The sequence below is a fragment of the Bradyrhizobium sp. LTSP885 genome (assembly GCF_000938305.1).
GTDB lineage: Bacteria > Pseudomonadota > Alphaproteobacteria > Rhizobiales > Xanthobacteraceae > Bradyrhizobium.
On the sequence record NZ_JYMT01000031.1, the window covers coordinates 1 to 25,295 of the forward strand.

The 25,295-nt window shown below is 62.8% G+C and carries 22 protein-coding genes; 12 read left to right on the top strand and 10 right to left on the bottom strand.

Annotated features, from left to right (window positions below):
* Nucleotides 1-790 (bottom strand): LysR substrate-binding domain-containing protein (locus UP09_RS18680; protein WP_044539736.1); only part of this gene is annotated, 790 nt, incomplete at its 3' end.
* Nucleotides 791-909: 119 nt separating this feature from the next.
* Here UP09_RS18680 and UP09_RS18685 point away from each other — a divergent pair.
* Entirely contained in the window at nucleotides 910-1,332 is a 423-nt protein-coding gene (locus tag UP09_RS18685) for a DoxX family protein (protein WP_044539737.1), read from the top strand.
* Nucleotides 1,333-1,378: 46 nt separating this feature from the next.
* Nucleotides 1,379-2,251 (top strand): NmrA family NAD(P)-binding protein, encoded by an 873-nt coding sequence (locus UP09_RS18690; protein ID WP_044539738.1) that lies wholly within the window; start codon nucleotides 1,379-1,381, stop codon nucleotides 2,249-2,251.
* Nucleotides 2,252-2,520: 269 nt separating this feature from the next.
* Here UP09_RS18690 and UP09_RS18695 read toward each other — a convergent pair whose 3' ends face one another.
* The 3 genes from UP09_RS18695 to UP09_RS18705 form a co-directional block, all read right to left on the bottom strand.
* Complete coding sequence (locus UP09_RS18695) at nucleotides 2,521-3,966, bottom strand: mercuric reductase (protein ID WP_349643916.1); 1,446 nt, start codon at nucleotides 3,964-3,966, stop codon at nucleotides 2,521-2,523.
* 108 nt (nucleotides 3,967-4,074) lie between these two features.
* Entirely contained in the window at nucleotides 4,075-4,857 is a 783-nt protein-coding gene (locus tag UP09_RS18700; RefSeq protein WP_044539739.1) for an SDR family NAD(P)-dependent oxidoreductase, read from the bottom strand.
* A 211-nt stretch (nucleotides 4,858-5,068) separates the two neighbouring features.
* Nucleotides 5,069-7,915 carry an ATP-binding protein gene (locus tag UP09_RS18705; protein ID WP_044539740.1) on the bottom strand — a complete coding sequence of 949 codons (2,847 nt, stop codon included), beginning with the start codon at nucleotides 7,913-7,915 and terminating at the stop codon, nucleotides 5,069-5,071.
* A gap of 271 nt (nucleotides 7,916-8,186) precedes the next feature.
* On the opposite strand from UP09_RS18705, the gene UP09_RS18710 reads away from it, so the two are divergent.
* Together UP09_RS18710 and UP09_RS18715 are read left to right on the top strand one after the other, a co-directional pair.
* Nucleotides 8,187-9,497: an epoxide hydrolase family protein gene (locus UP09_RS18710; protein WP_082070192.1), complete on the top strand. Its 1,311-nt coding sequence runs from the start codon at nucleotides 8,187-8,189 to the stop codon at nucleotides 9,495-9,497.
* Between the two features lie 136 nt (nucleotides 9,498-9,633).
* Entirely contained in the window at nucleotides 9,634-10,053 is a 420-nt protein-coding gene (locus UP09_RS18715) for an Ohr family peroxiredoxin (RefSeq protein WP_044539741.1), read from the top strand.
* A 193-nt stretch (nucleotides 10,054-10,246) separates the two neighbouring features.
* On the opposite strand, the gene UP09_RS18720 is transcribed toward UP09_RS18715, so the two are convergent.
* From UP09_RS18720 to UP09_RS18745, 6 genes are read right to left on the bottom strand one after another with little or no spacing between them, the layout of a single operon-like run.
* Nucleotides 10,247-11,224, bottom strand: coding sequence for a 3-hydroxybutyryl-CoA dehydrogenase (locus tag UP09_RS18720; RefSeq protein WP_082070193.1), 978 nt, complete (start codon nucleotides 11,222-11,224; stop codon nucleotides 10,247-10,249).
* Nucleotides 11,221-12,312 carry an NAD/NADP octopine/nopaline dehydrogenase family protein gene (locus tag UP09_RS18725; RefSeq protein ID WP_044539742.1) on the bottom strand — a complete coding sequence of 364 codons (1,092 nt, stop codon included), beginning with the start codon at nucleotides 12,310-12,312 and terminating at the stop codon, nucleotides 11,221-11,223. Before UP09_RS18725 ends, UP09_RS18720 begins: the two co-directional genes overlap by 4 nt.
* 11 nt (nucleotides 12,313-12,323) lie before the next feature.
* Entirely contained in the window at nucleotides 12,324-12,971 is a 648-nt protein-coding gene (locus UP09_RS18730; RefSeq protein ID WP_044539743.1) for a flavin reductase family protein, read from the bottom strand.
* Between the two features lie 9 nt (nucleotides 12,972-12,980).
* Entirely contained in the window at nucleotides 12,981-13,892 is a 912-nt protein-coding gene (locus tag UP09_RS18735) for a fumarylacetoacetate hydrolase family protein (RefSeq protein WP_044539744.1), read from the bottom strand.
* Nucleotides 13,893-13,902: 10 nt separating this feature from the next.
* Nucleotides 13,903-15,030, bottom strand: a complete 1,128-nt coding sequence (locus UP09_RS18740) for a cupin domain-containing protein (RefSeq protein ID WP_044539745.1) — start codon at nucleotides 15,028-15,030, stop codon at nucleotides 13,903-13,905.
* 30 nt (nucleotides 15,031-15,060) lie between these two features.
* A complete protein-coding gene (locus UP09_RS18745) occupies nucleotides 15,061-16,236 on the bottom strand; it encodes an acyl-CoA dehydrogenase family protein (protein WP_044539746.1) in 1,176 nt (391 codons plus the stop codon).
* A 275-nt stretch (nucleotides 16,237-16,511) separates the two neighbouring features.
* Between UP09_RS18745 and UP09_RS18750 the strand changes: the two genes are divergently transcribed.
* From UP09_RS18750 to UP09_RS18785, 8 genes are all read left to right on the top strand, one after another.
* On the top strand, nucleotides 16,512-18,674 hold the full coding sequence (locus UP09_RS18750; RefSeq protein ID WP_044539747.1) for a thiamine pyrophosphate-dependent enzyme: 2,163 nt from the start codon (nucleotides 16,512-16,514) through the stop codon (nucleotides 18,672-18,674).
* Nucleotides 18,671-20,215: an indolepyruvate oxidoreductase subunit beta family protein gene (locus UP09_RS18755; protein ID WP_044539748.1), complete on the top strand. Its 1,545-nt coding sequence runs from the start codon at nucleotides 18,671-18,673 to the stop codon at nucleotides 20,213-20,215. Before UP09_RS18750 ends, UP09_RS18755 begins: the two co-directional genes overlap by 4 nt.
* A 2-nt stretch (nucleotides 20,216-20,217) precedes the next feature.
* Nucleotides 20,218-21,180, top strand: coding sequence for a PDR/VanB family oxidoreductase (locus tag UP09_RS18760; protein WP_044539749.1), 963 nt, complete (start codon nucleotides 20,218-20,220; stop codon nucleotides 21,178-21,180).
* Nucleotides 21,181-21,191: 11 nt separating this feature from the next.
* Nucleotides 21,192-22,505: an aromatic ring-hydroxylating dioxygenase subunit alpha gene (locus UP09_RS18765; protein ID WP_044539942.1), complete on the top strand. Its 1,314-nt coding sequence runs from the start codon at nucleotides 21,192-21,194 to the stop codon at nucleotides 22,503-22,505.
* A 1-nt stretch (nucleotide 22,506) separates the two neighbouring features.
* A complete protein-coding gene (locus UP09_RS18770) occupies nucleotides 22,507-23,019 on the top strand; it encodes an aromatic-ring-hydroxylating dioxygenase subunit beta (RefSeq protein ID WP_082070194.1) in 513 nt (170 codons plus the stop codon).
* A gap of 6 nt (nucleotides 23,020-23,025) precedes the next feature.
* Nucleotides 23,026-23,760: an SDR family NAD(P)-dependent oxidoreductase gene (locus tag UP09_RS18775; protein WP_044539944.1), complete on the top strand. Its 735-nt coding sequence runs from the start codon at nucleotides 23,026-23,028 to the stop codon at nucleotides 23,758-23,760.
* Nucleotides 23,761-23,778: 18 nt separating this feature from the next.
* On the top strand, nucleotides 23,779-24,306 hold the full coding sequence (locus UP09_RS18780; protein ID WP_050043856.1) for a MarR family winged helix-turn-helix transcriptional regulator: 528 nt from the start codon (nucleotides 23,779-23,781) through the stop codon (nucleotides 24,304-24,306).
* Nucleotides 24,307-24,492: 186 nt separating this feature from the next.
* Nucleotides 24,493-25,251, top strand: a complete 759-nt coding sequence (locus UP09_RS18785) for an SDR family NAD(P)-dependent oxidoreductase (protein WP_044539751.1) — start codon at nucleotides 24,493-24,495, stop codon at nucleotides 25,249-25,251.
* Nucleotides 25,252-25,295 lie beyond the last annotated feature (44 nt).

Genomic DNA, 25,295 nt, shown 5'->3' on the forward strand with positions numbered 1-25,295 from the left:
AATCGGGTATGATCTCCACAAGCGCTCCACTCTCCAGGTATCGGCCAATCCCCAAGAGTGGCGCCTGAATCAGGCCAAGGCCGGCGAGGGCAGCGGCTTCGTAGGTCTGCGCACTGTTAACGTGTAGCGCACCTGGCAACTGAAGCGTCGCGTAGCCGTCGCCGTCCGGATATTCCCATCCATAGGGTCTTGCGGCCAGCATCGTCGAAAAATGAATTGCCCGATGCTCCTGACGCTGGAGATCTTCTAGCGATCGGGGGACGCCATAGCGCGCTAGATAGGCGGGACTGGCAGCGTTGACCATACGCAACCGGCCCAGCGGGCGGGCGATCAGCGTCTCGTCCCTTATGGATCCAAGCCGCAATACACAGTCGAACCCCTCTTGAACCAGATCGACCTGCCGATCCGTACTCGACACCTCCAGCTCCAACTCTGGATGAGCCGCCATGAAATCCGGTAAGGCCGGCACGATCGTTGTCCGTGCCACCTCGGTCGGAAGATCGACGCGTAGACGCCCACGAAGTGCCACGCGATCGCCTGCGAACATTGAGTGCAGATCATCAACGTCAGCAAGCAGATCGCGGGCACGCGCATGAAATACCCGTCCGTCTTCCGTCAACTGCACGCTACGCGTCGTCCGGTGCAGAAGCCTGACACCGATATCTTCTTCCAGCTTCCGGACCGCCGTTGAGGCCCTTCCCTTCTGAATGCCCAGGCTATCGGCTGCGCGGGTGAAGCTCCCCATTTCCGCTACCGTTATGAAAATGAGGATGGGTTCGAGATTCTGCATTTTCCGGCCTCGGCATTGTTCACCACAGAGAGAACAGTGAGTTCATTTCATCGGTGTTTATCATACCTAGGCGACACAATAACCTCCGAATAATGGGATCCCCCATCGGAGAATGACAAGTGTCCGAAACCATCAACCTGCATCAGGTGCCTGAAACGGTGACCTTGCATCGCGCCCTGTGGGCCGGCCGGATAATGAGCGCGTTTGTCGTTATCGCTCTGGTGGCAGACGGCAATATTCAGCTTTTCGCGCCGGCACAGATCGCGAACATGTTGCAGGAAACCGGGTTCGCGATGGACCTGACCCGTGTCGTGGGTCCGATCATGCTCGCCTGCGCCATCCTTTACGCCATCCCGGCCACCGCCGTCCTCGGCGCGATCCTGGTGACGGGCTTTTTGGGAGGTGCCATCTGCGCCCATGTCCGCATTGGTGAGTTGGGGTCGCCGCCGGAAATCATTTCCCTGCTTCTGGGCACGATGACATGGGGCGGCCTCTACGCGCGCGATCCCCGTATCCGGGCCCTTCTGCCGCTCATCCGTTGAACCAACAGGAGCGGTGCTCTGTCCCTCAAGATCAGGAGAAAAACACATGTTTCTAGTCATGGGAATCACGGGAAAAGTGGGCGGCGCAACGGCAGAACATCTGCTGGCGAACGGCAAGGACGTACGCGCGCTGGTCCGCAATCGCGAGAAGGCGTCAGGCTGGGCGAACAAGGGCGTGGAACTGGTTGACGGTGATTGGAATGATTCGGCAGCCATCGAGCGGGCGCTCAAAGGCGTCGAAGGCGCGTTTGTCATGTTGCCGGCGGTCTGGGCCCCCTCGCCCGATTACAAAGAAGCCAAGGGCGTGATTGCGAACTATGTCGAGGCGCTCACCAAGGCAGCGCCGCCGCGGGTGGTCGCGCTTTCGTCGATGGGCGCGAACAGGACCAGCGGGCTTGGGATGATCACGGCGTTGTCGCTTCTGGAGCAAGGTTTTCGCGACCTGATATCGCCAATCGCATTTGTGCGCGCAGGTGGATTCTTCGAGAACTTCCTCTACGGCTTGCAGGTCGCCCAGGGCGGAACGCTACCGGTCTACTACAATCCGACAAACCGGAAATCGACCATGGTCGCGACGAACGACATCGGCGCGGAGGTCGCAACCCTTTTGACCGGGCCAGCGTGGTCAGGGCAGCGCGCCGTCGAGCTTGGTTCGATGGTCACCGCGGATGAAGTCGCGGAGCAATTGGGTGAAGTCCTGAATCTCGACGTCAAAGCCTTTGCAGTCCCGCGTGCAGGGTGGGCGAAAGCGTTCGAGCAATTCGGCATCCCGCAGGGCCACACCGGACCTGCCGAAGAAATGTTTGAGGCCGTTAATGCAGGATGGATGGACCTTGGAGTCGCGGGTACGGAGCACGTAGCCGGTACGACGTCCGCACGCGACGTCTTCGCGGCCGCACAGAACGCCGTGACGGCGTAAGTCCGGGACGGATCAGGCATGAGACGGAGAGTGCCCGCTTCTGCCTCGGCTAGACGACAATAGTGCGAGGTCCGTTCAAGGTCATTTTCGACGGTCAGCGGAAATTGTCGGCTGGCTGATGTGCGCTTTTGCCCCGTAAGCGTCCAACCGGGGCCTGCCCGGAAGCGTTGCGTCTCGCAAGACGGTGCCACCACCATCGTCACCACCGCCAAACGGCGACTCTGTCCGCAAGCTTGCCTATCGAACCCTCCATCTGGATGCATCATCCCTCAACGAGGCGGCACGTTCGCCAACAGCTGCCCCAGTCCTTCGGCCACCGTCAAATGCGCGATGACGGCGTCGCGCAGGGTCGTGTAGGGCAGTCGCGCGAGCATCGCCGTTTGCATCACGGCCATGACCTCGCCCGCCTCAGACCCGATCATCGTGAAGCCGAGAACGCGATCGTCGCTTGCGCCGACGAGAACCTTCATGAAGCCGGAGGTCTCGCCTGTTGTGTGGGTTCGCAGCACAGCCTCCATCGGCAGCGTGGCGACGCGCACCGCAACGCCGATGTGTTGCGCGTCGCGTTCGCTCAGTCCGACATGAGCGAGCGGCGGATCGGTGAACACGCAGTACGGCACCAGCCGGTCACCCGTGCTGCGCGCGCCGCCGGTCAGGTTGTCCGCGATGATGCGGAAATCGTCGACCGAGACGTGCGTGAACTGCGGGCTCCCGGCACAATCACCGACAGCCCAGACATTTGGCACGGTTGTTTCAAGCCGGTCGTTGACGCGGATGTAGCCGCGCGCGTCCAGCTCGATGCAGGCTTCCTCAAGTCCGATTCCGGCCGTATTGGGGACGCGCCCTGCCGCGACGAGGATATGGCTTCCTTGGAGCTTCTCCTCGCCGGTCGGCGTGCGGACGGCGAGGGTCACTTCACCGCCGGAGCGGCCGCTCACGTTCAGTGTGGTGGCAGACAGCAGAAGCCGAACGCCTTCCTCGCGCAGGATCCGCTGCATGGTGTCCGCGACGTCTGAATCCTCGCGGCTCATGAGCTGAGAGCCGGCCTCGATGACCGTGACCTGGCTGCCGAAGCGGCGGTAGGCCTGCGCCAGTTCCAGACCGACATAGCCGCCACCGAGCACAATCAGATGCGAGGGCACGGCATCCAGCTCAAGTGCCTCGATATGCGTGAGCGGGCGGGCTTCCGCGAGGCCGGGAATGCTCGGTATCGCCGCATGCGAACCGACATCGATGATGACCTTGTCGCCGGTCAGCCGCCGCATGCCGCCGTCGTTCAGCCGGACCTCTAGCGTCTTCGGCGCCACGAAGGTTCCGCTGCCCATGACCAGTTCGGCGCCGCTCGACTTGAAGGGCGTAACGTGGTCCGCGACCTCTCGTTCGACCATGTCGCGCTTGCGCTGGCGCACCTTCACCATGTCGGTCGTGACCGGACCGGTGATCGTGCCGAACTGCGCCGCGTGCCGGACCAGATGGGCGATGCGCGCGCCCCAGACTTCATTCTTGCTGGGCATGCAGGCGATGTTGGGGCAGGAACCTCCGATATACCGCCGCTCGACAACGGCCACCCGTTGCCCGGTTGGCGCCAAGTGCCACGCGAGTAGATTTCCGCCCGGTCCGCTTCCGAGAACCAGGGTATCAAAATGTTCTGCTTGAGCCATCTTCATCTCCATATTTCTCGGTGCGTCGTTACTACGGACTTCATTGCTGCTCATGGGTACCTCCTGTGTTCTGTGGAGGATCGCAGTCGCGGTTCTATCCACGAAGGAATTAGGCCGCAGATCATCTTTCCGGTTTGCGGCAAACTCCGATGTCGGCGAGACCTAGCCGCGAAGACTGGGCGCCCCGAAGGGAGCACCCGTTAATCCGCCGTCCACGATCAGCTCGACCGCATTGATGTACGACGAATCCTCAGAAGCCAGGAAAAGCACAGCTTTCGCGAGTTCTTCCGGTTCGCCCCATCGGCCCAGAGGAACCGTCGAGGAGTACAAATCAGCCAGCTTGGCGGACTGTTCAGCCGAGACTGAGGCGCGAGGCCCGCGCTTCCAAATGGGAGTTTTGGTCGCTCCGGGCGCGACGACATTGACGCGAATGTTGCGCGGCGCAAAGTCGGCAGCGATCGCACGCGCCATGGAGACCACCCCTCCCTTCGTGGCCGCATAGGCGGCCAGGCCGGCCTGGCCTAGATAGTTGTGCACCGATCCGTTGAAGATGATGCTGGCGTTGTCGTTCAACAGAGAAGCGGCGGAGTTGATGGTGAAGAATGCGCCATTCAGGTTGGTGTGGACGATATTCTCAAACGCTGCTTCGTCCGTAGCGCCGGTCGGCGTCCTGCCGCTAATTCCGGCATTGGCGAAGACGATGTCCAGCTTGCCGAAATCCTTGGCAATATCCGCGAACAGCCGCTTGCGGTCGTCCGCCACGGTAACGTCGGCGCGGTAGCCCCGCGCGTTGGGTCCCAGTTCGGCGACTGCTTCATCCAGCGTCTTCTGGTCCCTGCCGGTAATCGCGATTTCAGCGCCTTCTGCAACGAAAAGGCGGGCGGTGGCCAGGCCAATGCCGCTGTTTCCGCCAGTGATGAGAGCCTTCTTGCCTGTGAGTTTCATGATTCCCTCCTTGATGGCTTGATGTGGCCTGATCTTCGCGCCGCTCTGAGGAAATTACCCGTTATGGGTCGTTAGCAGGCGTTAGCTGCTGCAAGCGGTCCGAGAAAATGACGGGCGAAACGCTTCCCCAGGCGCAAAAGAACGAGCGCAAACAGTCGGGTGAGGGATTACGAAGCGATCTCTGCTTGCTGGAGGCACATTGAGAGTGAAATCACTTCAACGTGGAGAGCAGCGCTTCGGCGGCTTTGAGGTCCGCTGTCTCAAATCCTTCCTTGAACTTTTCGTAAACCGACTGCAGCAACGTCCGTCCGTTTTCGGACTGTCCCTGGTCGGCCAAATGCTTCGCGATGTCGCTCACGGTCCGCAATTCCCAGGCACGCGCACCTTGACTGCGGCTCAGTTCAAGCGACTCGTTGAAGCAGGTCTCCGCCTCGCGGACCTCGGGTTCAGGCATAGATAGCAAGAGCCCTCCCTTTACGCGCAGCAGTTCCGGCAGATAGAACATCTCGCCACTGACTTCGACCTGCCGAATACTTTCGTCGATCAGGACCTTGCCTTCATCCGATCGTCCGAGTGCCGCTAGTCCTTGAGCGAGTGCAATGTTGAACTCCGTCGTAAGCACCTCATGTCGCACCGCGTGCAGGCGCTTCAATGTGGCCTGCAGATCCTTGACACCCGTTTTATTGTTGCCTCGCAGAATTGCCAGCTCCGCTTTGCGACCCTGCCCGATCGCCACAAGAGGCCCCAAGGAATTGGCTTCGGCATGGGAGAAGGACAAATCGGTGTGGTATTGGGCATTATCGAGATCACCGGCACAGAGAAAAATCGACGCCGCGCCGGCCAAAACCAATGCCAATGCCGCCGGATGCCCCATGGCTTCGGAGGCTTCAACGCCCTGGCGTGCGAGTTCGAGCGCCTGGGTCGGATAACCTTGCAGCCAAAGCGTCCGTGCCAGTGCGATATACGAATGATAATGGGGATCGTAGCCAAGGATCAGCGGCCCACGATGGGAGTGAGAAAATACTCGCATCAGCGAGTCAAGCTCTGCACGCGAACCCGCAAGGTCACCGGTAACCTGCAGTGCTCTTCCCAGCATGGCGTGAGCCAACGCTTTGACCGTCAGGTCATCGGACGCCTCGGCGATGGCCCCGCAACGTCTGGCGCATTCAAGCGAAGACCTGAGATCACCTTTGCGAGCATGGAAATAGTGCTCCATGTTAAGCAATCCGGCTTGATGGACCGTGTCGCCGTGCCGCTCGGCAATTGCTAAACTCCTGCTCAGGGCCTCGCTTACGGCATTGCTTTCTCCAAACATTTGCGAGGATGAGAACCCGAACGCCGCCTGAAGATGCATCTCGTCGAGACCTCCGGCTGCAGTCTCGTCGAGAGCCAGGAGAGCACTTTGCGACCACCGGTGACATTCCGGGAGCAAAGACATCGCCAGAAACACTTGGACCGCAGCGGCTGCAAGACTAACCCCGACCTCGGTGTTTCCCGCGGGACCAAAGCACCATTCGAGTGCTGCCCGAACATTGTTCATGGCGGCAAAATGTGATGCGCGTTCAATTCCGCTTGACGAGGTCGACCATTCCTTCCCGCTCTGCTCCAGCCACCGGCGAAAGTAGGTCGCATGCCGTACCGACAAGTCGATGTCGTCAATGCTGATCTCAAGAGCATAAGCGCGCGTTGTGTCGAGGAGCCGATAGCGCATCATGGCCCCCAGGGGACTCGTTGCCACAATGGACTTGGCAACGAGACTATCGATGGCTCCAAGAACGATCGAATTGTCGAGGGTGGCACTGGTGACGACTTCCAGCGCCGCATCCAAGGTGAAGTGGCCAACGAATACGGCAAGCCTTCGAAGTACCGCACGCTCCGGTTCTGCCAGCAGCCCGAAGCTCCAATCCAACGTGGCCCGCAGTGTCTTCTGACGCGGTGGCGCGGTTCGCGACCCCAGCCACAACAGCGTCAGACGCTGGTCGAGCAGCGCCGCGGTCTGTTGCAAACCGTAGGATTCGACGCGTCTGGCTACGAGTTCGATTGCGAGCGCCACACCATCAAGCTTTCGACAGATGCTTGCGACGATCGGCGCTTCCGCATCGCTAACATCCAAACGCGCACCGCTCGCCAATGCACGTTCCATGAACAGCTGGGTGGCCGGGAACGCGCGGACCGCCGCGGCTGTGAGCCTGGGGTCATCGGGCGGACAGGCCAGCGCATCCAGTCGGTAGATATGCTCGCCCTCCACACGAAGCGCTTCGCGACTTGTTGCGAGAATATGTACCTGCGGTGCTGCATTGATGATGCTCGCCGTCAGTGGCGCTATCGCTTCGACAAGATGCTCACAGGTATCGAAGATCAGGAGAATGCGCTTGTTGCGGAGGTAAGCAATCAGACTTGGTGTCGCGTCATTTGATTGAACCGATAACCCGAGCATGGAGGCCATGCCCGCCGTCACCAGGTTGGGATCGCTGAGCGCCCCAAGGTCGACGAACAGCAAAGCGCCCGAGAAAGCATCGATCAGCTGATGACCGACCGCTATCGCAACGGTCGTTTTGCCGACACCACCGGCGCCAACGATGGTGACAAAGCGCGATGCGTTCAGTTGAGCCGACAGCTTCAGAACATCCTCGTCCCGGCCAACGACGCGGCTTTGGCGGGTGGGAAGATTGGCGTGTGGAAAATTACCGGCAACAGCCGGCGTATCATCGCGCTGAATGTCCGGCCGCGAGACTGGCGCGACGAAGCAGTAGCCCCTACCGGGGAGGGTTGCGATGTATCGGGCACCAGCCTTCCCGTCACCCAGCGCCTTGCGCAGGTAAGTCATGTGAAACCGCAGGCTTCCTTCCTCGACGATAACGTCGGGCCAGACCTGTGCCAATAAGTCCTTCTTGCTGACGACCTCGTTGGGATGGGACAGCAAAACGACGAGGATATCGAATGCCCGCGCGCTCAACTCGATCGGGGCACCGTCTTTGGTCAGACGCCTCTCGCTCGCGATGAGACTGAAAGGACCAAAGGATCTGACCTCCGTGGCCCGCGCAGCCGTAGCAATCATGGCGTCGCCTCACTCGAAGCCAACCGGTCCCGTCGTAGCCCCACCGATAGTCTAGGCGAAATGTCGGCTCCCGGCATAGTGCCAAAGTCCGGCGGGCGGTGGAGCCGGACCGGTCGCGATCGCTAACAACCGCTAACAACCCATAGCGGGCTAATGCGCGGACTTCGGGGCAATCTTTCCTGGCAGCGAGGATTACGGGGTGACCGGCTCCTCGCGGGCGTTTCAAGCGAACCGCGGCCCATCCAACCCATTAGCATATCAGGAGAACAACATGTTGACGACCGAAACGAATAGCCCTGTCTCCCGTGCTCGCAGTCTCCCGCTCGGAACCGCCGCGGTGGCCGATACATCCGGCCCGCGGCCCGCCGGTGCCGATAGAGCCGTCGGCAAAAATGAGATCCGTCCTTTCCACATCCACTTCCCGGAGGCTGCCCTCGTCGACCTGCGCCGGCGCCTCGCGGAGACGCGCTTGCCAGAGAATGAGACCGTTACCGATTTCTCCCAGGGCGTGCCGCTCAAAACCATTCAGCAGCTCCTGCGCTACTGGCAGACCGACTACGACTGGCGCAAGGTCGAGGCGCGGCTCAATGCCGTGCCGAACTTCATCACCGAAATCGACGGGCTGGACATTCATTTCATTCATGTTCGCTCCAAACACGAAAATGCTCTGCCTCTGATCGTGACGCACGGCTGGCCCGGTTCGGTGATCGAACAACTGAAAATCATCGGACCGCTCACCGATCCCACCGCTCATGGCGGCAGCGCTTCGGACGCCTTCCATCTGGTGATCCCGTCGATGCCCGGTTACGGGTTCTCCGGCAAGCCGACCACGACAGGCTGGGACCCTGCCCACATCGCGCGTGCGTGGGTCGTGCTTATGCGACGCCTTGGATACGACAAGTTCGTCGCACAAGGCGGCGATTGGGGCGCGATTATCGTCGACGTGATGGCTACGCAGGGGCATCCGGAACTGCTCGGCATTCACTCCAACATGCCAGGCGTGTTTTCGGCCGACATTGACAAGGCTGCCCTTGGGGGCGCTCCGGCGCCGTCCGGTCTTTCCGACGACGAGGAACTCGCGTACGAGCGCCTGGCCTTCGTATACGCGAAGGGCATCGGCTACGGCTACCAGATGGGATTGCGGCCGCAGTCGCTTTACGGGATTGCCGATTCTCCCGTTGGGATAGCCGGTTACTTTCTCGATCACGACGCGCGTAGCTTGGCAATGATCTCACGCGCATTTGACGGGCAGCCCGAGGGGCTGACGCGGGATGATATCCTCGACAACGTCACGTTGACCTGGTTGACGAACACTTTTATTTCCGGGGCGCGCCTCTATTGGGAGTGTTTGGAGAACAAGGTTTCGTTCTTCGGTGTCAAAGGCGTCTCCATCCCGGTTGCCGTGAGCGTGTTTCCCGATGAGCTGTATCCAGCCCCGCGGAGTTGGACGGAGCGGGCCTATCCCAATCTCATCCACTACAACAAGGTGGACAAGGGCGGTCATTTCGCAGCCTGGGAGCAGCCGAAGCTTTTTACCGAAGAGCTACGCGCGGGTTTCAGATCCCTCCGCAAATCGGCTTGAAGACCACGGCGGGCGCATTGCACGGACCGACTGGATCTATCAGCCGCGCCAGACCAGCAACGACCGAAGGCTCGCGCGCATCGTGCCCGCGAGCCTCAACACCGTTCTACTGGCCACTATTAAAAATGAATGCAACATGGACCAAATCGTAAAGGTGCTCCACACCGCCAAGACCAGAACCACGGGAGGCCGCGAACAGGGCGCTTCGCGCAGCTCCGACGGCCTGCTCGACATCAGGCTTTCGATGCCCGGCTCGGCGCGGATCGGTACCACCCCGGAGCAGCTGCTGGCAGCTGGCTGGTCAGCTTCTTTCGCGAATGCGATCGCGCTTGTGGCCCGCAAATGGAAAATTACGCTGCCGGCCAGAGTTAGCATCGATGCCGAGGTAGACCTGAACCTCGGTGATGGCGGCTACTCACTCAGCGCTCGGCTCAACGTGACGATCCTGGGCTTGGAGCGCAGCGTGGCAAAAGGACTTGTCGATGAAGCAGAAAATACCTGTCCGTTCTCAAGAGCAACGCGCGGCAACATTGAGGCAACGATCAAGCTAGTCTGAGCAAGAATTCCGCGAAGTTGCAACCGGGACGCTACCGACTACGCACTGAACTGGCACTGTCTCAAAGACCAAGCGAGCTTTGGCTCTTACTGTTGGATGTCCGATCAAACTTGAAGAAAATCGGTCTGAGCATCTTTCTTCCGGGTTATCATCGGATGAGTCCACGCCCTAGCCAGCCAACACAGCGCGCGCGTTACGCGACAGGATCGCGGGCAAGCCCCATCGCCCGCAGCGCCGAGGCGAAAGCGGCGAGGCGCTGCTCGCGGTACGCGGCCTGGTCGACACCGTCATAATTCATGAAACCCTGCCCGGTCTTCATGCCGATGCGCCCGTCGCGCATGTTCGATGCGATGATGTCAGGGGCGGCGTAACGGCTGTCGCCAAGCGCCTCGACCAGATAGCGGCTGGCATGATGCAGGATATCGCCGCCGCCCCAGTCGATGAATTCGAGCAGGCCCAGCACCGCGAAGCGGAATCCGAAGCCATAGATGACAGCCTTGTCGATATCCTCCGCCGACGCAACGCCCTCTTCCACCATCCGGGCCGCCTCGTTCATCGCCAGCGTCTGGATTCGCGGAACGATGAAGCCGGGCCGCGCCGCGCAGACGACCGGCACCTTGCCGATGCCTTCGAGCAGCGCCTTCATCCGCGCCGTGATCTCCGGCGCGGTGAGCTTGCCGGGCGACAATTCGATCAGCGGCACCAGATAGGCGGGATTGAGCCAGTGTGCGTTGAGGAAACGGCCGGGATGCTCGATCGAACCTGCGAGATCGTCGACCAGGATCGTTGACGTGGTCGAGGCGATGATCGGGCGCTCGCCTGCGAGCCGCGAGGCCTCGGCCAGCGCCGCCTGCTTCAGTGCAAGGATCTCCGGCACCCCCTCGAAGATGACATCACAGCGCGGCAGGGTCGCGGCAGCTTCCCGCAAAGGCACAACCGTGATCCGGTCGGCAATCACGTCCAAAAGGTCGGGCGACATCAGACCGATACGCGACAGTATCCCAAGGGTTGACCGAATTTCAGCATCCACCTCGGCGGCAAGAGCATCGAATGCGGAGCCTTCCCGTTCCTTGAAGTCGACGACGACGACCTGATGGCCGGCGAACGCGAACACGACCGCGATTCCGCGCCCCATTCGTCCGGCGCCGAGGCACCCGATGACCGGTTTCATCGAAAACCCTCGGCGAGAAGATCCTGCAGTCCTGCCTGGTCGAGATGGCCGAGCCCGAGCGAAGACAGGGTCCGCCCGGTCACCGCGAAATCCTGCTTGGTAATGGCGGAGCCGATCGCAAGGAACGCCTTCGCAAGCGGCGTCGGCACGCCCGCAACGCCGGCCACCGAGGTAAGGAAAGACAGGCCGAGACGCAAATCCTCCAGCATGTAGCGGTGCTCGGCAAGAATGAGGCGTTCGGACCAGTCGCCGGAATCCGTCAGCTGATCATGCGCATCGCGCGCATACATCCAGGGTTCGCCGTCGCGCGAATAGTGATCGGCAAGTGGAAAATGCGGTCCTCCATAGCCAAGCGCTTCGCGGACGGCGATACGCTCGGCGTCGAGCGCATCCGTAACGCGGCGGATCGCGGGCTGCGTTCCTTCCTTGTGGATGTCCCACTTCTCGAAATGCTCGATCGGGCCGGCGTTCATGGTGATCAGCGGCGGATGGATGATCGGGCCGGCATTCATCAGGGCGCCCGATAGCGCATCGCCACACGGTTCGATGGCATTCGGAAACGCGCGTCCAATCACGTCAAGCGCGTGCCGCGCCAAGCGTGATGGAAACACGCCGGTCGGTAACCGCGCGCCCCTGCCCGAGATGCGGACGGCATAGGGACCCTGCTTGCGCGCCAGCCACGGCAAAGTCCCGGTCTCCGCCGTGGCGATCTCGGCGCGGTTGCCCGCGTCTCGCGCGGCACGGGCAAAGATGTAGGAGCCGAACGTGCCGGGCGGCAGGAATATGACCTGACCGTCGCGCAAATGCGGCGCGGCCAGATCGGCGATGGCAGCCTGTGCGAATGCCGGTGCCGGACACAGGATGAGGTCGGCCGCTTCGATGGCCTCCGCGATCGACGATGTGACGATCGCGAGCTTGACCTCACGGCGGCCGGCGCGATCGATCACGGTGATCGTTCCGCCCTGGGCCCGATGCGCCTCGACATCTGCAGGATTTCGCCGCCACAATCGAACTTCGTGACCGGCCAATGCCAGATCACCCGCTGCTGCGAACGAGCCGTTTCCGCCACCCAATACCGCGATCTTCAAGATGTCCTCCGCTACGCAGGATTCGTTTCGATGTTTTTTTGCTGCCAGTCCGCCCAGGTCGGCCGGTCGATCTGGAACAGGTCGGTCGAGCGCGCATACCAGCCGCTGCCATGCATACGGGCGATCAGACGCAGCGCCTGGGTGTCGATGTGACAACGCTCCTTGTCCAGGATGACGGCGTCGTCGACATGGGCGCGGACGACGCGGCCGATCACCGCGGTCTGTCGTGGTCCGGTCACCAGCGAGGTCAGGACCCGGCATTCGAACGATACCGGCGATTCCGCGATACGCGGCGGGCGGACCGCCTGCGAGGGCGCAGGCGTCAGTCCGGCCAGCTTGAGCTCGTCAATCTCGGGCGGCGCGTCGATGCAGGTGATGTTCATGGCCTCGGCGTTGCGCTCCGCGACGAGGTTGACGACGAATTCCCCGGTATCGAGAATGTTTGCCGCCGTGTCCTTGAACCGCCCGGTGCCTGCCAGAAGTCCGATCGCGACCGTCGGCGGCTCATGCCCCATCACATTGAAGAAGCTGAACGGCGCGGCATTGACCACACCGCTCGCGGAGAGCGTGGTGACCCAGGCGATCGGCCGCGGCGTCACCGTGGCGGTCAGGATCTTGTAGCGGTTCTGCGCCTCCAGCGTCTCCATGTCGAAGATCATGCCGCCCTCTCAGATCGCCACCACCGGATGGCGCAGCCGGCCGATGCCGGTGACCTCGGCTTCCACCACGTCGCCCGGCCACAGCCATTCCTGCGGATTGCGCCCGGCGCCGACACCCTCGGGCGTGCCGGTTGCGATGATGTCGCCGGGCTCCAGCGTCATCGCGGCCGAAATGTCGGCGATCAGAGCCGGCACCTTGAACAGCATGTGGCGGGTGTTGGAGCGCTGCTTCTCGACCCCGTTCACGGTCAGCCAGAGATCGAGCGCGTGCGGATCGGTGATGTCGTCCGCGGTGACGATGCACGGCCCGAATGGCGCATAGGTGTCCTGCCCCTTGGAGTAGATCCACTGGCCGGCGCGGCGATTGTCGCGGGCGCTGACGTCGATCATCACGCTGTAGCCGAACACGAAGCCAAGTGCCTCGGCTTCCGAGACGCGCCGCGCGGTCCGCCCCATCACGACCGCGAGTTCGACTTCCCAGTCGAGTTGCTGGGTGATCGCCTTGTTGTGGTGGATGGCCTCGTCCGGCCCGATCACGCTGGTCGGGGGCTTCGAGAAGATGATGGGCTGCTTGGGCAGATCCTTTGCCGTGTCGAGGGCGCGCGAGGATTCCGCGACATGCTCGACATAATTCAGGCCGATGCCGAAGATGTTCTTGCGCGGGCGCGGGATCGGCGCCAGCAGCCTGACATTGGCCAACGGCAATGCGGCCCCGACTGCCCAGCGCCCCTCGCCCTCGTTCAGTATCTTCTTGAGCGCCATGAGCGCCGGCGGCCCGAGATCGATGAAATCGAGCATCGATGACGGCAGCGAGATCCCGGCATGAAGGCCGGACTTCTCGACGTCAACGACGAGATCGCCGACGACAGCGCCAAGACGGGCGGCAGCCTCGATGTTACAGCGATAGGTGACGAGACGCACGAGTTCGCTCCTAAGTAACGTGGGGCTGGCGGCCGCCATTGTCGCCGAAGGCTTCCTCGCGATAGAGCCCGAGCGCGCGCATGACCGGCAGGTCGTTGAAAGTAAAGAGACAGGCGTCGTCGCTGGCAGAGGCGTTGACATGCTCATGCCAGGCCCAGGACGGCACGCAGAAGATGTCACGCTCTTGCCAATCGAAGCGCTTGCCGTCGATGATCGAATGACCGCGTCCCTTGGCGACCTGGTAGATAAAGCTGCCGGTGTGGCGATGCGCTTTGGTGCTCTCGCCCGGCCGCAGCATCTGCATCGACGCACCGATCGTCTGCATCACCGGACCACCGGTCACCGGATTCACATAATTCATCAGAATGCCGTCGTAGGGCGAGCCGTCCGTCGACTTGCCAAAGCGTTGCAGCGCTTCATAGGTCGGAGCCCACTCGTATTTCAGCAGCGGCGAATAGCCCTTGGACCATTCGGAACCGGCCGGGCGCAGGCCAGGATTGCCCCAGGCGTGCGTCATGTCGTCAACGGGATAGCCGACGCTCTGCTGCAGATCGGGGTGAACCACATAGAAGTTGGCTTCGAGCATGTTGACCAGGGGAATGTCGAGGCCGTCCTGCCAGATGCAGGGCGTGCCGTCGCTGGAGACGCCATGTTCGTGCCAGGTGCCGTTCGGCGTCAGTACGAAGTCGTTGGCGCCGAGCGTCATCTTGTGGCCGTCGACAATGGTGTAGGCGCCCTCGCCTTCCATGATGAAGCGCAGCGCGGACGCCGAATGGGCGTGGGCGGTCGCGACTTCACCGGGATGCATCACCTGCAAGCCGGAATAGAGCCAGCCGACCGCGGCGGCGTGCTCGCGGCGACCGGGATTGTTCAGATAGATGACGCGGCGCCCGGCCTTCTCGGGCGACACCAGCTCGACCGAACGCAACACATGCGCCCGGAGATCCTGATAGCGCCACAGCACCGGAATCGAGGACGATTTGGGCTGCCAGGGCTCGATCTTGTTGGCGACCGTCCAGAGCGCGCCCGTTTCCAGCTTTTCGAGCTCGTCATAGTAGGCGAGCAGTTCGGGCGTATCCTCGACGTTGGCCCGTCCGGCCACGTCCTCCCGATGGTTTTCACGCGCTGTCGTTGCCATGCCGCCCTCCTGTGATATCAGCCGTGTCGATCAGGCGTCCTTCAGGACGTCGCGTCCAATGATGAGTTTCTGGACCTCGGTCGCACCTTCGTAGATGCGCAAAGCGCGGATCTCGCGATAGAGCTGCTCGACGATCTCGCCCGAACGTACGCCGCGGCCGCCGAACATCTGCACGGCGCGGTCGATCACCGCCTGCGCGGTTTCGGTTGCAACCATCTTCGCCATCGCCGCCTGGCGCGTCGTCGGCGCCTTCTGCACGTCGCGCCGCCACGCGGCCCGATAGGTCAGGAGCGCGCTGGCATCGACATCAGCCGCCATGTCGCCAAGCGCGGCCTGGGTCAGTTGCTGGTCGCCCAGCACGCCGCCGAACATTCGCCGCGTCTTCGCATGCGCCGTCGCTTCATCGAGCGCGCGGCGGGCAAAGCCCAGCGCGGCGGCCGCGACTGACGCGCGAAAGATATCGAGCGTACGCATCGCGATCTTGAAGCCCTCGCCCGGCGAGCCCAACAGCCGCGCCGCCGGAATCCGGCAGCCCTCGAAACGCAGCGTCGCCAGCGGGTGCGGCGCCATCACGTCGATGCGCTCGGCGATCGAAAACCCGGGATCGTCCGGAAGCACCACGAAGGCCGAAATGCCGCGTGCACCCGGCGCCTCGCCGGTTCGCGCGAACAGCGTATAGACGTCGGCGATGCCGCCGTTGGAAATCCAGGTCTTCTCGCCATCCAGGATATAATGGTCGCCCTCACGCCGCGCGCTGCAGCCCATGGCGGCGACGTCGGAACCGGCGTCCTTCTCCGACAGGGCAAAGGCGGCGACCCATTCGCCACGGCGCGCCTTCGGCAGCACCAACGCGCGCAGTTCGGGCGACCCGGCGATCGCCACCGCGCCGGTGCCAAGTCCCTGCATTGCAAAGGCGAAATCGGCAAGTCCGCTGTGCCAGGCCAGCGTCTCCCGGGCGATGCAGATCATTCGGGAATCGATCACCGCATCCGGTCGGTCGCCGGCGACCGATGCCTCGAGTAACCCCGCGGCGCCGAGCCTGCGCACCAGCGAGCGGCAGGTGCCGTCGACGTCATGGCCATGCGTGTCGCCGAGATCGGCCGCAAACGCGTCGAGGGCGGCAGCGTATTCACTGTGGCGGGAATCGAAGAACGGCCAAGCGAGGTGCTCGCGCGAAGGTCCGCGCAGTTGCGAAACCGGGGTCATGACAGTCTCCCGCAAAGGTCGCTCGTGCGCGCGTCGCCAAGCGCAAGGCGTTCCAATAACGTTTCATACCTAAAATATCATGTCAAGCGAGCCGCGTAAGGCCAAAAGCCGGGGTGCTGTGCAAAAGGCCTACGAAATAGGCCATGAAGCGCTGATGAATGCGCAAATGATGTTTTGTCTCGCCGAAACCAGCGAGTCCGATTGACTTCATTTTTGTTTGAGGTCTAAAATTATATTCGGTCGCCCTAAGTTCCGGCGAGGCCGAGGAGACGAGCATGGCAGAACGCTCTTTCGCGCGCGAGGTCGAAGACCTCAAGCTCGGCGCCGGCCAGGAATTCCGCGGCGAAGGCATCCTCGCCATCACCAAGGCCCTGCTCGAATGCGGCGTCAGCTATGTCGGCGGCTATCAGGGCGCGCCGATCTCGCACCTGATGGACGTGCTGTCGGACGCCCAGGACATCCTGTCCGATCTTGGCGTGCATTTCGAAACCAGCGCCAGCGAAGCCACCGCGGCGGCCACCCTCGCCGCCTCCGTGATGTATCCGATCCGCGGCGCAGTTACGTTCAAAGCGCCGGTCGGCATCAACGTCGCGTCCGACGCACTCGCCAATCTCAGTTCGGGCGGCGTGACCGGCGGGGCGCTGATCATCATCGGCGAGGATTATGGCGAGGGCTCCTCCATCATGCAGGAGCGTTCGCATGCGTTTGCGATGAAGTCGCAGCTCTGGCTGGTCGATCCGCGGCCTAACGTGGCCTCGATCGTCAAGGCCGTGCACGATTCCTTCGAGCTATCCGAGGCGTCGAATACGCCCGTCATGCTGGAGGTGCGGATTCGCGCCTGCCATGTGCATGGGCGGTTCGCCACCCGCGACAATGTCCGCCCCAGCTTTCCGCTGTCCCGCGCGCTCGAGCAGCCGTCGCGCGACACCAACCGGATCGTGCTGCCGCCGGCCTCGTTCATGCACGAGAAGGAAAAGATCGAGCAGCGCTGGCCCGCGGCGGTCGAATTCATCCACGCGCGCGGCATGAACGAAACATTTGACGGTGATATCGACGATATCGGCATCATCATGCAGGGCGGCATGTATAACGGCGTCATCACCGCGCTGCGCGAGGCCGGACTTGCCGACATCTGGGGCGAAACGCGGGTGCCGCTCTATGTGATGAACGTGACCTACCCGATCGTCGACCGCGAGGTGATCGAGTTCTGCCGCGGCAAGAAGGCCGTGCTGATGGTCGAGGAAGGCCAGCCAGAATTCATCGAGCAGGCGCTGCACAAGGTCCTGCGTAATGCGGACATTCCGGCCAAGCTCCATGGCAAGGACTTGTTCCCGATGGCCGGCGAATACACGTCGCAGGTGATGGGAGCGGCGATCGGCGCCTTCATCCGCCGCTGGCGCTCCGACGTGCTGCCGGATGCCGCGCGCGCGCCGAACATCGACCGGGTCGAAGTCGACGACAAGATCCGCGCGCTGGCCGACGTGGTGCCGCCGCGGCCGCCGGGCTTCTGCACCGGCTGTCCGGAACGGCCGATCTTTTCCGCGATGAAGCTCGTGGAGAAGGAGCTCGGCCCGCACCATATCGCCGCCGATATCGGCTGCCATCTGTTCTCGATCCTGCCGCCGTTCAATATCGGCGCCACCACGATGGGCTACGGGCTCGGTCCGGCATCGGCCTCGGCCTTCAATGTTCCTGCGGCGAAACGTTCGATCTCGATGATGGGCGACGGCGGCTTCTGGCACAACGGGCTGACCAGCGGCGTCGGCAACGCCGTGTTCAACCAGCACGACGGCGTGATCGTCGTGGTCGACAACTTCTATTCCGCCGCGACCGGCGGCCAGGACATCCCCTCCTCGCGCGCCGACAACCGGTCGCGTTCGACCAAGCACCCGATCGTCGAGGCGGTGAAGGGCGTCGGCGCCAAATGGGTGCGCCAGATCGACCACACCTACGACGTCTCGCACATGCGCGACACCCTGCGCGAGGCGCTGACGACGAAGGAAAAGGGACCCAAGATCATCGTCGCCTCGTCGGAGTGCATGCTGAACAAGCAGCGCCGCGTAAAACCGCTGGTGGCCGCCGCCGCCAAACGCGGTGAGCGAATCGTGCGCGAACGTTTCGGCGTCGATGAAGACACCTGCTCGGGCGATCACGCCTGTATTCGCCTGTCGGGCTGCCCGTCGCTGTCGGTGAAGCCGACCACCGATCCCCTGAAGGACAATCCGGTCGCGGCCGTCGACAACACTTGCGTCGGCTGCGGCCATTGCGGCGAGGTCGCTGACGCGGCCGTGTTGTGCCCCTCGTTTTATCGCGCCGATGTCGTCTCCAATCCGACTGCGTTTGAGGCGCGGCTCGACCGGATCTGGCAGCGGATGATCGGCGCGTTGCAGCGCTGGCGGGCGGGACGCCGCGTCACGTTCGAGCAGGAGGCGGCATGAACGTCTCGGTCGCTCCCACTTCCGTTGGCCTCAGCCAGGCCCGCCCCATCAGCATCGCGGTGCTCGCGATGGGCGGCCAGGGCGGCGGCGTGCTGGTCGACTGGATCGTGGCGCTCGCCGAGCACCGCGGCTGGTTCGCGCAATCGACGTCGGTGCCCGGTGTCGCCCAGCGCACCGGTGCCACAATCTACTACATCGAGATGATCGCGCCGGACGCGAGCAAGCCGGACCGCAATCCCGTGCTGTCGCTGATGCCGGCGCCAGGCAAGGTCGATATCGTCATCGGCGCCGAATTGATGGAGGCGGGTCGCGCCATCCTGCGCGGACTGGTTTCGCCGGACCGTACGCTCCTCATCGGCTCATCGCACCGCTCCCTCGCCATGAGCGAAAAGACAACGCCGGGCGACGGCACCGCCGACGCCTCGCAGGTCTACGAGGCGGCAAACGTCGCGGCCAATCGCTTCATCGCATTCGACATGGCCGAGATCGCCGATGCCACCGGCAGCGTGGTCTCCTCGGTGCTGTTCGGTGCGCTGGCGGGCTCCGGCGCCCTTCCGTTCGCGACAGAGGATTTCGAAACCACTATCCGGGCCGCCGGCGTCGGCGTCGATGCCAGCCTGCGCGCCTTCGCCGTCGGCCGCGAGCGTGCCACCGCCACGCTCAAGCAGGACCCGAAGATCAAGCCCACGGCGAAGCCGCCGCTTGCCAAGCGCTTTCCAAAGCTCGCGCCGATCGGTCACGCCGGCTACGACGCACTTGTCACGCGGGCGCGGCAATTGCCGGCCGAGGCTCACGGCATCGTTGCGGCCGGCCTGCAGCGCGTGGTCGACTATCAGGACGTCGCCTATGGGGCTGAGTATCTCGACCGGCTGGAAGCGATGCCGCATAATGCGACCGGCCTGTTGCAGGCGTTCGCCAAATATCTCGCGGTCGCGATGGCCTATGACGATGTCATCCGCGTCGCCGATCTCAAGACACGCGCGGGGCGGTTCGACCGGGTTCGCCGCGAGGCGCGGGCCGGCGACGACCAGGTGCTCGCGATCACCGAATTCTTCCATCCTCGGATCGAGGAAATGGCCGGGATGCTGCCGCGGCGGCTTGGCGAAAGGCTCGAACGCAGCCAACGGCTCGCGCGGCTGATCGATCGCGGACGCAAACTCCGCACCACCGCCCCGGCGGCCTTCCTGACGTTGTACTGTATCGCAGGCCTGCGCCGGTTCCGCCGCGGCTCGCTGCGGCATGCCCGCGAGATGCGCCACCTCGAGGATTGGGCGCAACGCATCCGCAAATTCGCCGCACACGACCTCGCGCTCGCGACCGCCGTCTGTGAAGCGCGCCGTCTCGTCGCCGGTTACTCCGACACCCACTCCCGCGGTGAATCGAAATTCGACAAGGTGATGCTCGCGTCCGAACGGCTGGCCGGCCGGCCCGACGCCGCCGAATGGGTGCAGCGGCTGATCAAGGTCGCGCTGAAGGACGCCGATGGCGCCGAACTCGACGGCGCGCTGCGCACTGTCGAGACGCTGTTCGAGGGTGCCTGAGGATGGACCAGTTCGAAGTCGTGGTGTCAAAGACCGAGGCGCTGACGCCGCGCATCCGCGAATTCGTGCTTGCGCGCAGCAATGGTGCGCCGATGCCTGGCTGGGCGGCCGGCGCCCATATCGATATCCATCTGCCCGATGTCGGCCGGCGCTCCTATTCGCTGATCGAGACCGGTTCACCGCGGGCCGTCGAACATCCGATCCATTATCGCGTCGCCGTGCTGCAGGAAGCCAAAAGCCAGGGCGGCTCACTTTATATGCACGCCCTCAAGGCCGGCGACCGCCTGACGATCTCGCCGCCGGCCAACAATTTTCCGCTCGGTTCCGGCTCAGGCGAAGTCGCACTGGTTGCTGGTGGCATCGGCGTAACGCCGCTGCTCACGATGGCCTGCGAGTTGAGCACTGCGAAACGGCCGTTCTCGTTCCATTACGCCGGCCGTAGCCGCAGCGAGCTTGCCTTCCTCGGCGAGATCGAACGGCTGGCCTCCGCCAACGCAACCATCCATGCAGACGACGAAGCCGGCCGGTTCTTCGATCTCGAGGGCCTGATGACGCGGCTGGCTCCCGACGTTCCGCTTTACCTTTGCGGACCGCTGCCGATGATCGAGGCGGCCATTGCGCTGGCGAAACGGATGGACTGGCCGCAGGGCCGGCTGCATTTCGAGATATTCACCGCGCCCGAAGAGAAATCTGGCGATACCCCGTTCGAGGTCGAGCTCAAGAGCAACGGCCGCGTTTTTGAGATTCCCGCCGGCAAGACCATCCTCGACGTGCTGCTCGCCGCCGGCGAGGACCCGATTCATGACTGCAAGCGCGGCGATTGCGGGATCTGCCAGACCGGCGTCATCGAGGGCATTCCCGACCATCGCGACTACATCCTGAGCGAAAGCGAGCGGGCGTCGAACAAGGTGATGCAGATCTGTATTTCGCGCGCGAAGACCAAGCGCCTCGTGCTCGACCTGTGATGGAGGAACGCATGATCAGATATGCCGGCAACTCCGCGGCGATCCGCGACCTGGTCCGCGACCAGGAGGTTCACCGCGACGTCTATGTCAGCGAGGAGGTGTTCCAGCTCGAGATGGAGCACATGTTCCCGAACAGCTGGGTCTATGTCGGCCACGACAGCCAGGTTCCCAATCCCGGCGATTATTTCGGCACCACCATCGGCACGCAGCCGGTCCTGCTGGTCCGCCACACCGACGGCACCGTGCGCGTGCTGCACAATCGCTGCCCCCACAAGGGCACGCGCATCACCTCGGAGACCTGCGGCAACACCGGAAAGTTCTTCCGCTGTCCCTACCATGCCTGGAGCTTCAAGACCGACGGCTCCCTGCTCGCGATCCCCTTGAAAAAGGGTTACGAGAACACCGGCTTCGAACAGAGCCACGCCGCGCCCGGCATGGCGCCGGTGCGCCATATCAGGAACTACCGCGGTTTCGTGTTCGGCAAGATCAACGACGGCGGCCTCGATTTCGAGGAATTCTTCGGTGACAGCCTCTCAAGCCTCGACAACATGGTCGACCGGTCGCCGGTCGGCCAGCTCAAGGTCGCCGGCGGCGTGCTGCGGTACATGCACAATTGCAATTGGAAGATGCTGGTCGAGAACCAGACCGACACCTGCCACCCGATGGTGGCGCACGAATCCTCCGCCGGAACCGCGGTCGATGTCTGGAAGAAGGCACCTCCCGGCACCAAGAAGCCGATGGCGGTCGAGATCATCGCCCCCTTCATGAGCCCCTACGAGTTCTTCGAGAACATGGGCATCCGGATCTGGGACAACGGCCACGGCCACACCGGCGTGCATCACTCGATCCATTCCGACTATTCGGCGGTGCCGGGCTATTTCGACAAGATGACGGCGGCCTATGGCGAGGCCCGCGCCAAGGCGATCCTGGACGAGAACCGGCACAACACGGTCTATTTCCCCAACATCATGATCAAGGGGCCAATCCAGCTGTTACGGCAGTTCAAGCCGATCGCGGCCAACAAGACGCTGGTCGAGTCCTGGACGTTCCAGCTCGTCGACGCACCCGACATGCTGCTCGAGCGCACGCTGATGTACAACCGTCTGATCAACGCGCCGACTTCGATCGTCGGCCATGACGATCTCGAAATGTACGAACGCGCGCAGGAAGGCCTGCATTCGAACGGCAACGAGTGGGTCAATCTGCAGCGCCTCTACAGTCCCGACGAGGCCGGGCAGACCAATGTCGCCATCAACGGCACCAGCGAGTGGCCGATGCGCCACCAGTTCCGGGCCTGGACCAAGTTCATGACGATGGGGATGTGACATGAGCATGGTGACTGATGCTCCTCTGCGGACTGCGGTCCCTACCGATCAGGAACTGATCGACTTCGTCGTCCGCGAGGCGCGGCTGATCGATCAGCAGCGTTTCGACGAATGGCTCGACATGTACGCCGATGACGCCTTCTACTGGATGCCGCTGGAATGGAATCAAACCGATCCGCGGCTGACCTGCTCGCTGATGTACGAGGACAAGCTGCTGCTTTCGATCCGGGTCGAGCGGCTCAAGGGTGCGCGGACCTTCAGCCAGAAGCCGAAGAGCCGCTGCCATCACGTGCTGCAGACGCCACAGGTGGATTCCCGTGACCCTGCGGCCAACAGCTACGTTACCTGGACCCCGATACACTATGTCGAGACCCGGCTGGACGAGCAGACGCTCTATGCGGCCTGGGTCACGCATCATCTGAGCGTCGAGAACGGCAGGCTGAAGATCAAGCTGAAGCGGGTCGACCTGATCAATTGCGATGCGGCCTTCGGCAACATCCAGCTCTTTATGTAGGGAATGATGAGCGTGACTGATTACACAGCGATCGTCAGCGGCGGCAATACCGGCATTGGAGCTGCGATCGCGCGCGGCCTTCTTGCCGAGGGATATCACGTGATCTCGGTGTCGCGGCGCAAGCCGGACTGGAGCCATCCAAAACTCTCTGCCTATGAGGTCGATCTGCTCGATGCCACGGCGACGCGCCAGGTGACAGCTGAAATCGCCGCCAAGGTTGCGATCACCCATGTCGTGCACAATGCCGGCGCGATCCGCGCCAAGCTGCTGGAAGAGGTCGAGGACGAGGATGTCGGCGCCCTGGCCCAGCTGCATTTTGGCGCCGCGATCGCGCTGGCACAGGCGGCGTTGCCGAGCATGAAACAGGCGCGCTTTGGCCGCATCGTGCTGCTGTCGTCCCGTGCCGCGCTCGGAGCCGTCACCCGCACGGTCTATTCGGCCACCAAGGCCGGCATCATCGGCATGGCACGAACCTGGGCGCTGGAGCTCGCTCCCTTCGGGATCACCGTCAATGTCGTCGCGCCCGGCCCGATCGCGGATACCGAGATGTTCGAGAGCGTGATGTCGGCGGAATCCGAGCGCGCGAAGGCGCTGGCGCGGGCGATCCCACTTGGCCGTCTCGGCAAATCCACCGACGTTGCGCGCGCGGTCAGTTTCTTCAGTTCACCAGATGCGGACTTCATCACCGGGCAGACGCTCTATGTCTGCGGCGGCGCCAGCATCGGGTCCATTTCCATCTAGCTTCGGCGAGACGCAGCCATGGATGCCACGGTCAAACGAAAGCTCCGATCCCCGAAGAGCGCACGCCCGCCGCCGTTGCAGCCGCTCGAGCCGGCGCACGAGTCCGATGGCGCGCATCTCGAGCTGCGCATCTGGCTGCGACTACTCTCCTGCGCGACCCGAATTGAGAAGTCGCTGAATGCACGGCTGCGCAAGGAGTTCAACACCACGCTGGCCCGCTTCGACCTGCTGGCGCAGCTTGCGCGCAAGCCCGAAGGCGCAAGCATGTCCGAGGTCTCCAACCTCTTGATGGTCTCGAACGGCGCCATCACCGCGCTGGTGCAGAAGTTGGAAGCCGACGGATTGATCCATCGCGAGGTCGATTCCGAAGATCGCCGCACCTTCCGCTTACGACTGTCGCAGGACGGCGCCAAGGAATTCGGCCGGATGGCACGCCGGCACGAGGAGTGGGTGATTGCGCTGATCGGCGAACTGTCACCCGTCGCGCAGTCCGATCTGCTGCAACACCTGACCTTGCTCAAGCGCCGCCTCGACAAACACGCCTGACGTCACGGACGTTTGCTCCATTAATGATCCCTGGGCACAAGATTGTGTTCGTGTCCCCTCGCCTCGGGAACCAGACTCCGACGCGAATTCTGATCTATACATCTCATAGGCGGACTAGCTAAAGTCCGCAGCAGCCGTTCTACCGGCGCGCAGGTAGGCGTACCTACCGCGGTTTGAGAGGAAATCATGGCAGCCACATATTCAGATCTCGCCGGCAAGGTCGTTCTCGTCACGGGCGGCGCTTCGGGCATCGGCGAATCGATCGTACGGCGCTTCGCGCTGCAGAAATCCATTGTCGTGTTTTTCGACATCAAAGCCGAGGAAGGTACCAGCCTCGCGCGCGAGCTGTCAGGCGCCGGTCTCAGCGCGCATTTCCTGAACGTCGACCTCACGGATATCGCAGCACTCCGCGCCGGCATCGCCGATGCACGCAAAGCTCACGGTCCGATCAATATCCTCGTCAACAATGCCGCCCATGACGAACGGCATCCGACGGAGGAGGTGACGCCGGAGTACTGGGATGACCGCATCGCGGTGAACTTGAAGCATCAATTTTTCGCCGCGCAGGCGGTCCTGCCGGACATGAAGGCGGCCAACGCCGGCGCGATCATCAATTTCGGCTCGGTCTCGTGGATCGCGGGACAAGGCGGTATGGCCGCCTATACCGCCAGCAAATCCGGCGTGATCGGCCTCACCCGCTCACTGGCGCGCGACTATGGCTCCTACAACATACGCGTCAATGCGATCGCGCCCGGCTGGATCATGACCCAGCGCCAGATCGAGAAATGGCTGACGCCTGCGGGCGTGGAAGAGCTTATGCACCGTCAGTGCCTGAAGCGGAAACTCGTCCCGGACGAAATCGCGAAATTCACCGTGTTCCTCGCATCCGACGAAGCATCGGCCTGCACCTCACAGCATTACATCGTGGACGGCGGCTGGGTATAAAAAGTGCAGGCGGGCCGCCTCTCATTGAGCTGCGTTCTCAGCAG

Excerpts from the sequence above, each read along its gene's own strand:
- UP09_RS18755 (WP_044539748.1), top strand. The coding sequence starts at position 18,671 with ATGAACGTCTCGGTCGCTCCCACTTCCGTTGGCCTCAGCCAGGCCCGC.
- UP09_RS18780 (WP_050043856.1), top strand. The coding sequence starts at position 23,779 with ATGGATGCCACGGTCAAACGAAAGCTCCGATCCCCGAAGAGCGCACGC.
- UP09_RS18715 (WP_044539741.1), top strand. The coding sequence starts at position 9,634 with ATGGACCAAATCGTAAAGGTGCTCCACACCGCCAAGACCAGAACCACG.
- UP09_RS18700 (WP_044539739.1), bottom strand. The coding sequence starts at position 4,857 with ATGAAACTCACAGGCAAGAAGGCTCTCATCACTGGCGGAAACAGCGGC.
- UP09_RS18785 (WP_044539751.1), top strand. The coding sequence starts at position 24,493 with ATGGCAGCCACATATTCAGATCTCGCCGGCAAGGTCGTTCTCGTCACG.
- UP09_RS18745 (WP_044539746.1), bottom strand. The coding sequence starts at position 16,236 with ATGACCCCGGTTTCGCAACTGCGCGGACCTTCGCGCGAGCACCTCGCT.
- UP09_RS18695 (WP_349643916.1), bottom strand. The coding sequence starts at position 3,966 with ATGAGCAGCAATGAAGTCCGTAGTAACGACGCACCGAGAAATATGGAG.
- UP09_RS18770 (WP_082070194.1), top strand. The coding sequence starts at position 22,507 with ATGAGCATGGTGACTGATGCTCCTCTGCGGACTGCGGTCCCTACCGAT.
- UP09_RS18730 (WP_044539743.1), bottom strand. The coding sequence starts at position 12,971 with ATGATCTTCGACATGGAGACGCTGGAGGCGCAGAACCGCTACAAGATC.
- UP09_RS18705 (WP_044539740.1), bottom strand. The coding sequence starts at position 7,915 with ATGATTGCTACGGCTGCGCGGGCCACGGAGGTCAGATCCTTTGGTCCT.
- UP09_RS18760 (WP_044539749.1), top strand. The coding sequence starts at position 20,218 with ATGGACCAGTTCGAAGTCGTGGTGTCAAAGACCGAGGCGCTGACGCCG.
- UP09_RS18710 (WP_082070192.1), top strand. The coding sequence starts at position 8,187 with ATGTTGACGACCGAAACGAATAGCCCTGTCTCCCGTGCTCGCAGTCTC.
- UP09_RS18775 (WP_044539944.1), top strand. The coding sequence starts at position 23,026 with ATGAGCGTGACTGATTACACAGCGATCGTCAGCGGCGGCAATACCGGC.
- UP09_RS18720 (WP_082070193.1), bottom strand. The coding sequence starts at position 11,224 with ATGAAACCGGTCATCGGGTGCCTCGGCGCCGGACGAATGGGGCGCGGA.
- UP09_RS18765 (WP_044539942.1), top strand. The coding sequence starts at position 21,192 with ATGATCAGATATGCCGGCAACTCCGCGGCGATCCGCGACCTGGTCCGC.
- UP09_RS18750 (WP_044539747.1), top strand. The coding sequence starts at position 16,512 with ATGGCAGAACGCTCTTTCGCGCGCGAGGTCGAAGACCTCAAGCTCGGC.
- UP09_RS18690 (WP_044539738.1), top strand. The coding sequence starts at position 1,379 with ATGTTTCTAGTCATGGGAATCACGGGAAAAGTGGGCGGCGCAACGGCA.
- UP09_RS18740 (WP_044539745.1), bottom strand. The coding sequence starts at position 15,030 with ATGGCAACGACAGCGCGTGAAAACCATCGGGAGGACGTGGCCGGACGG.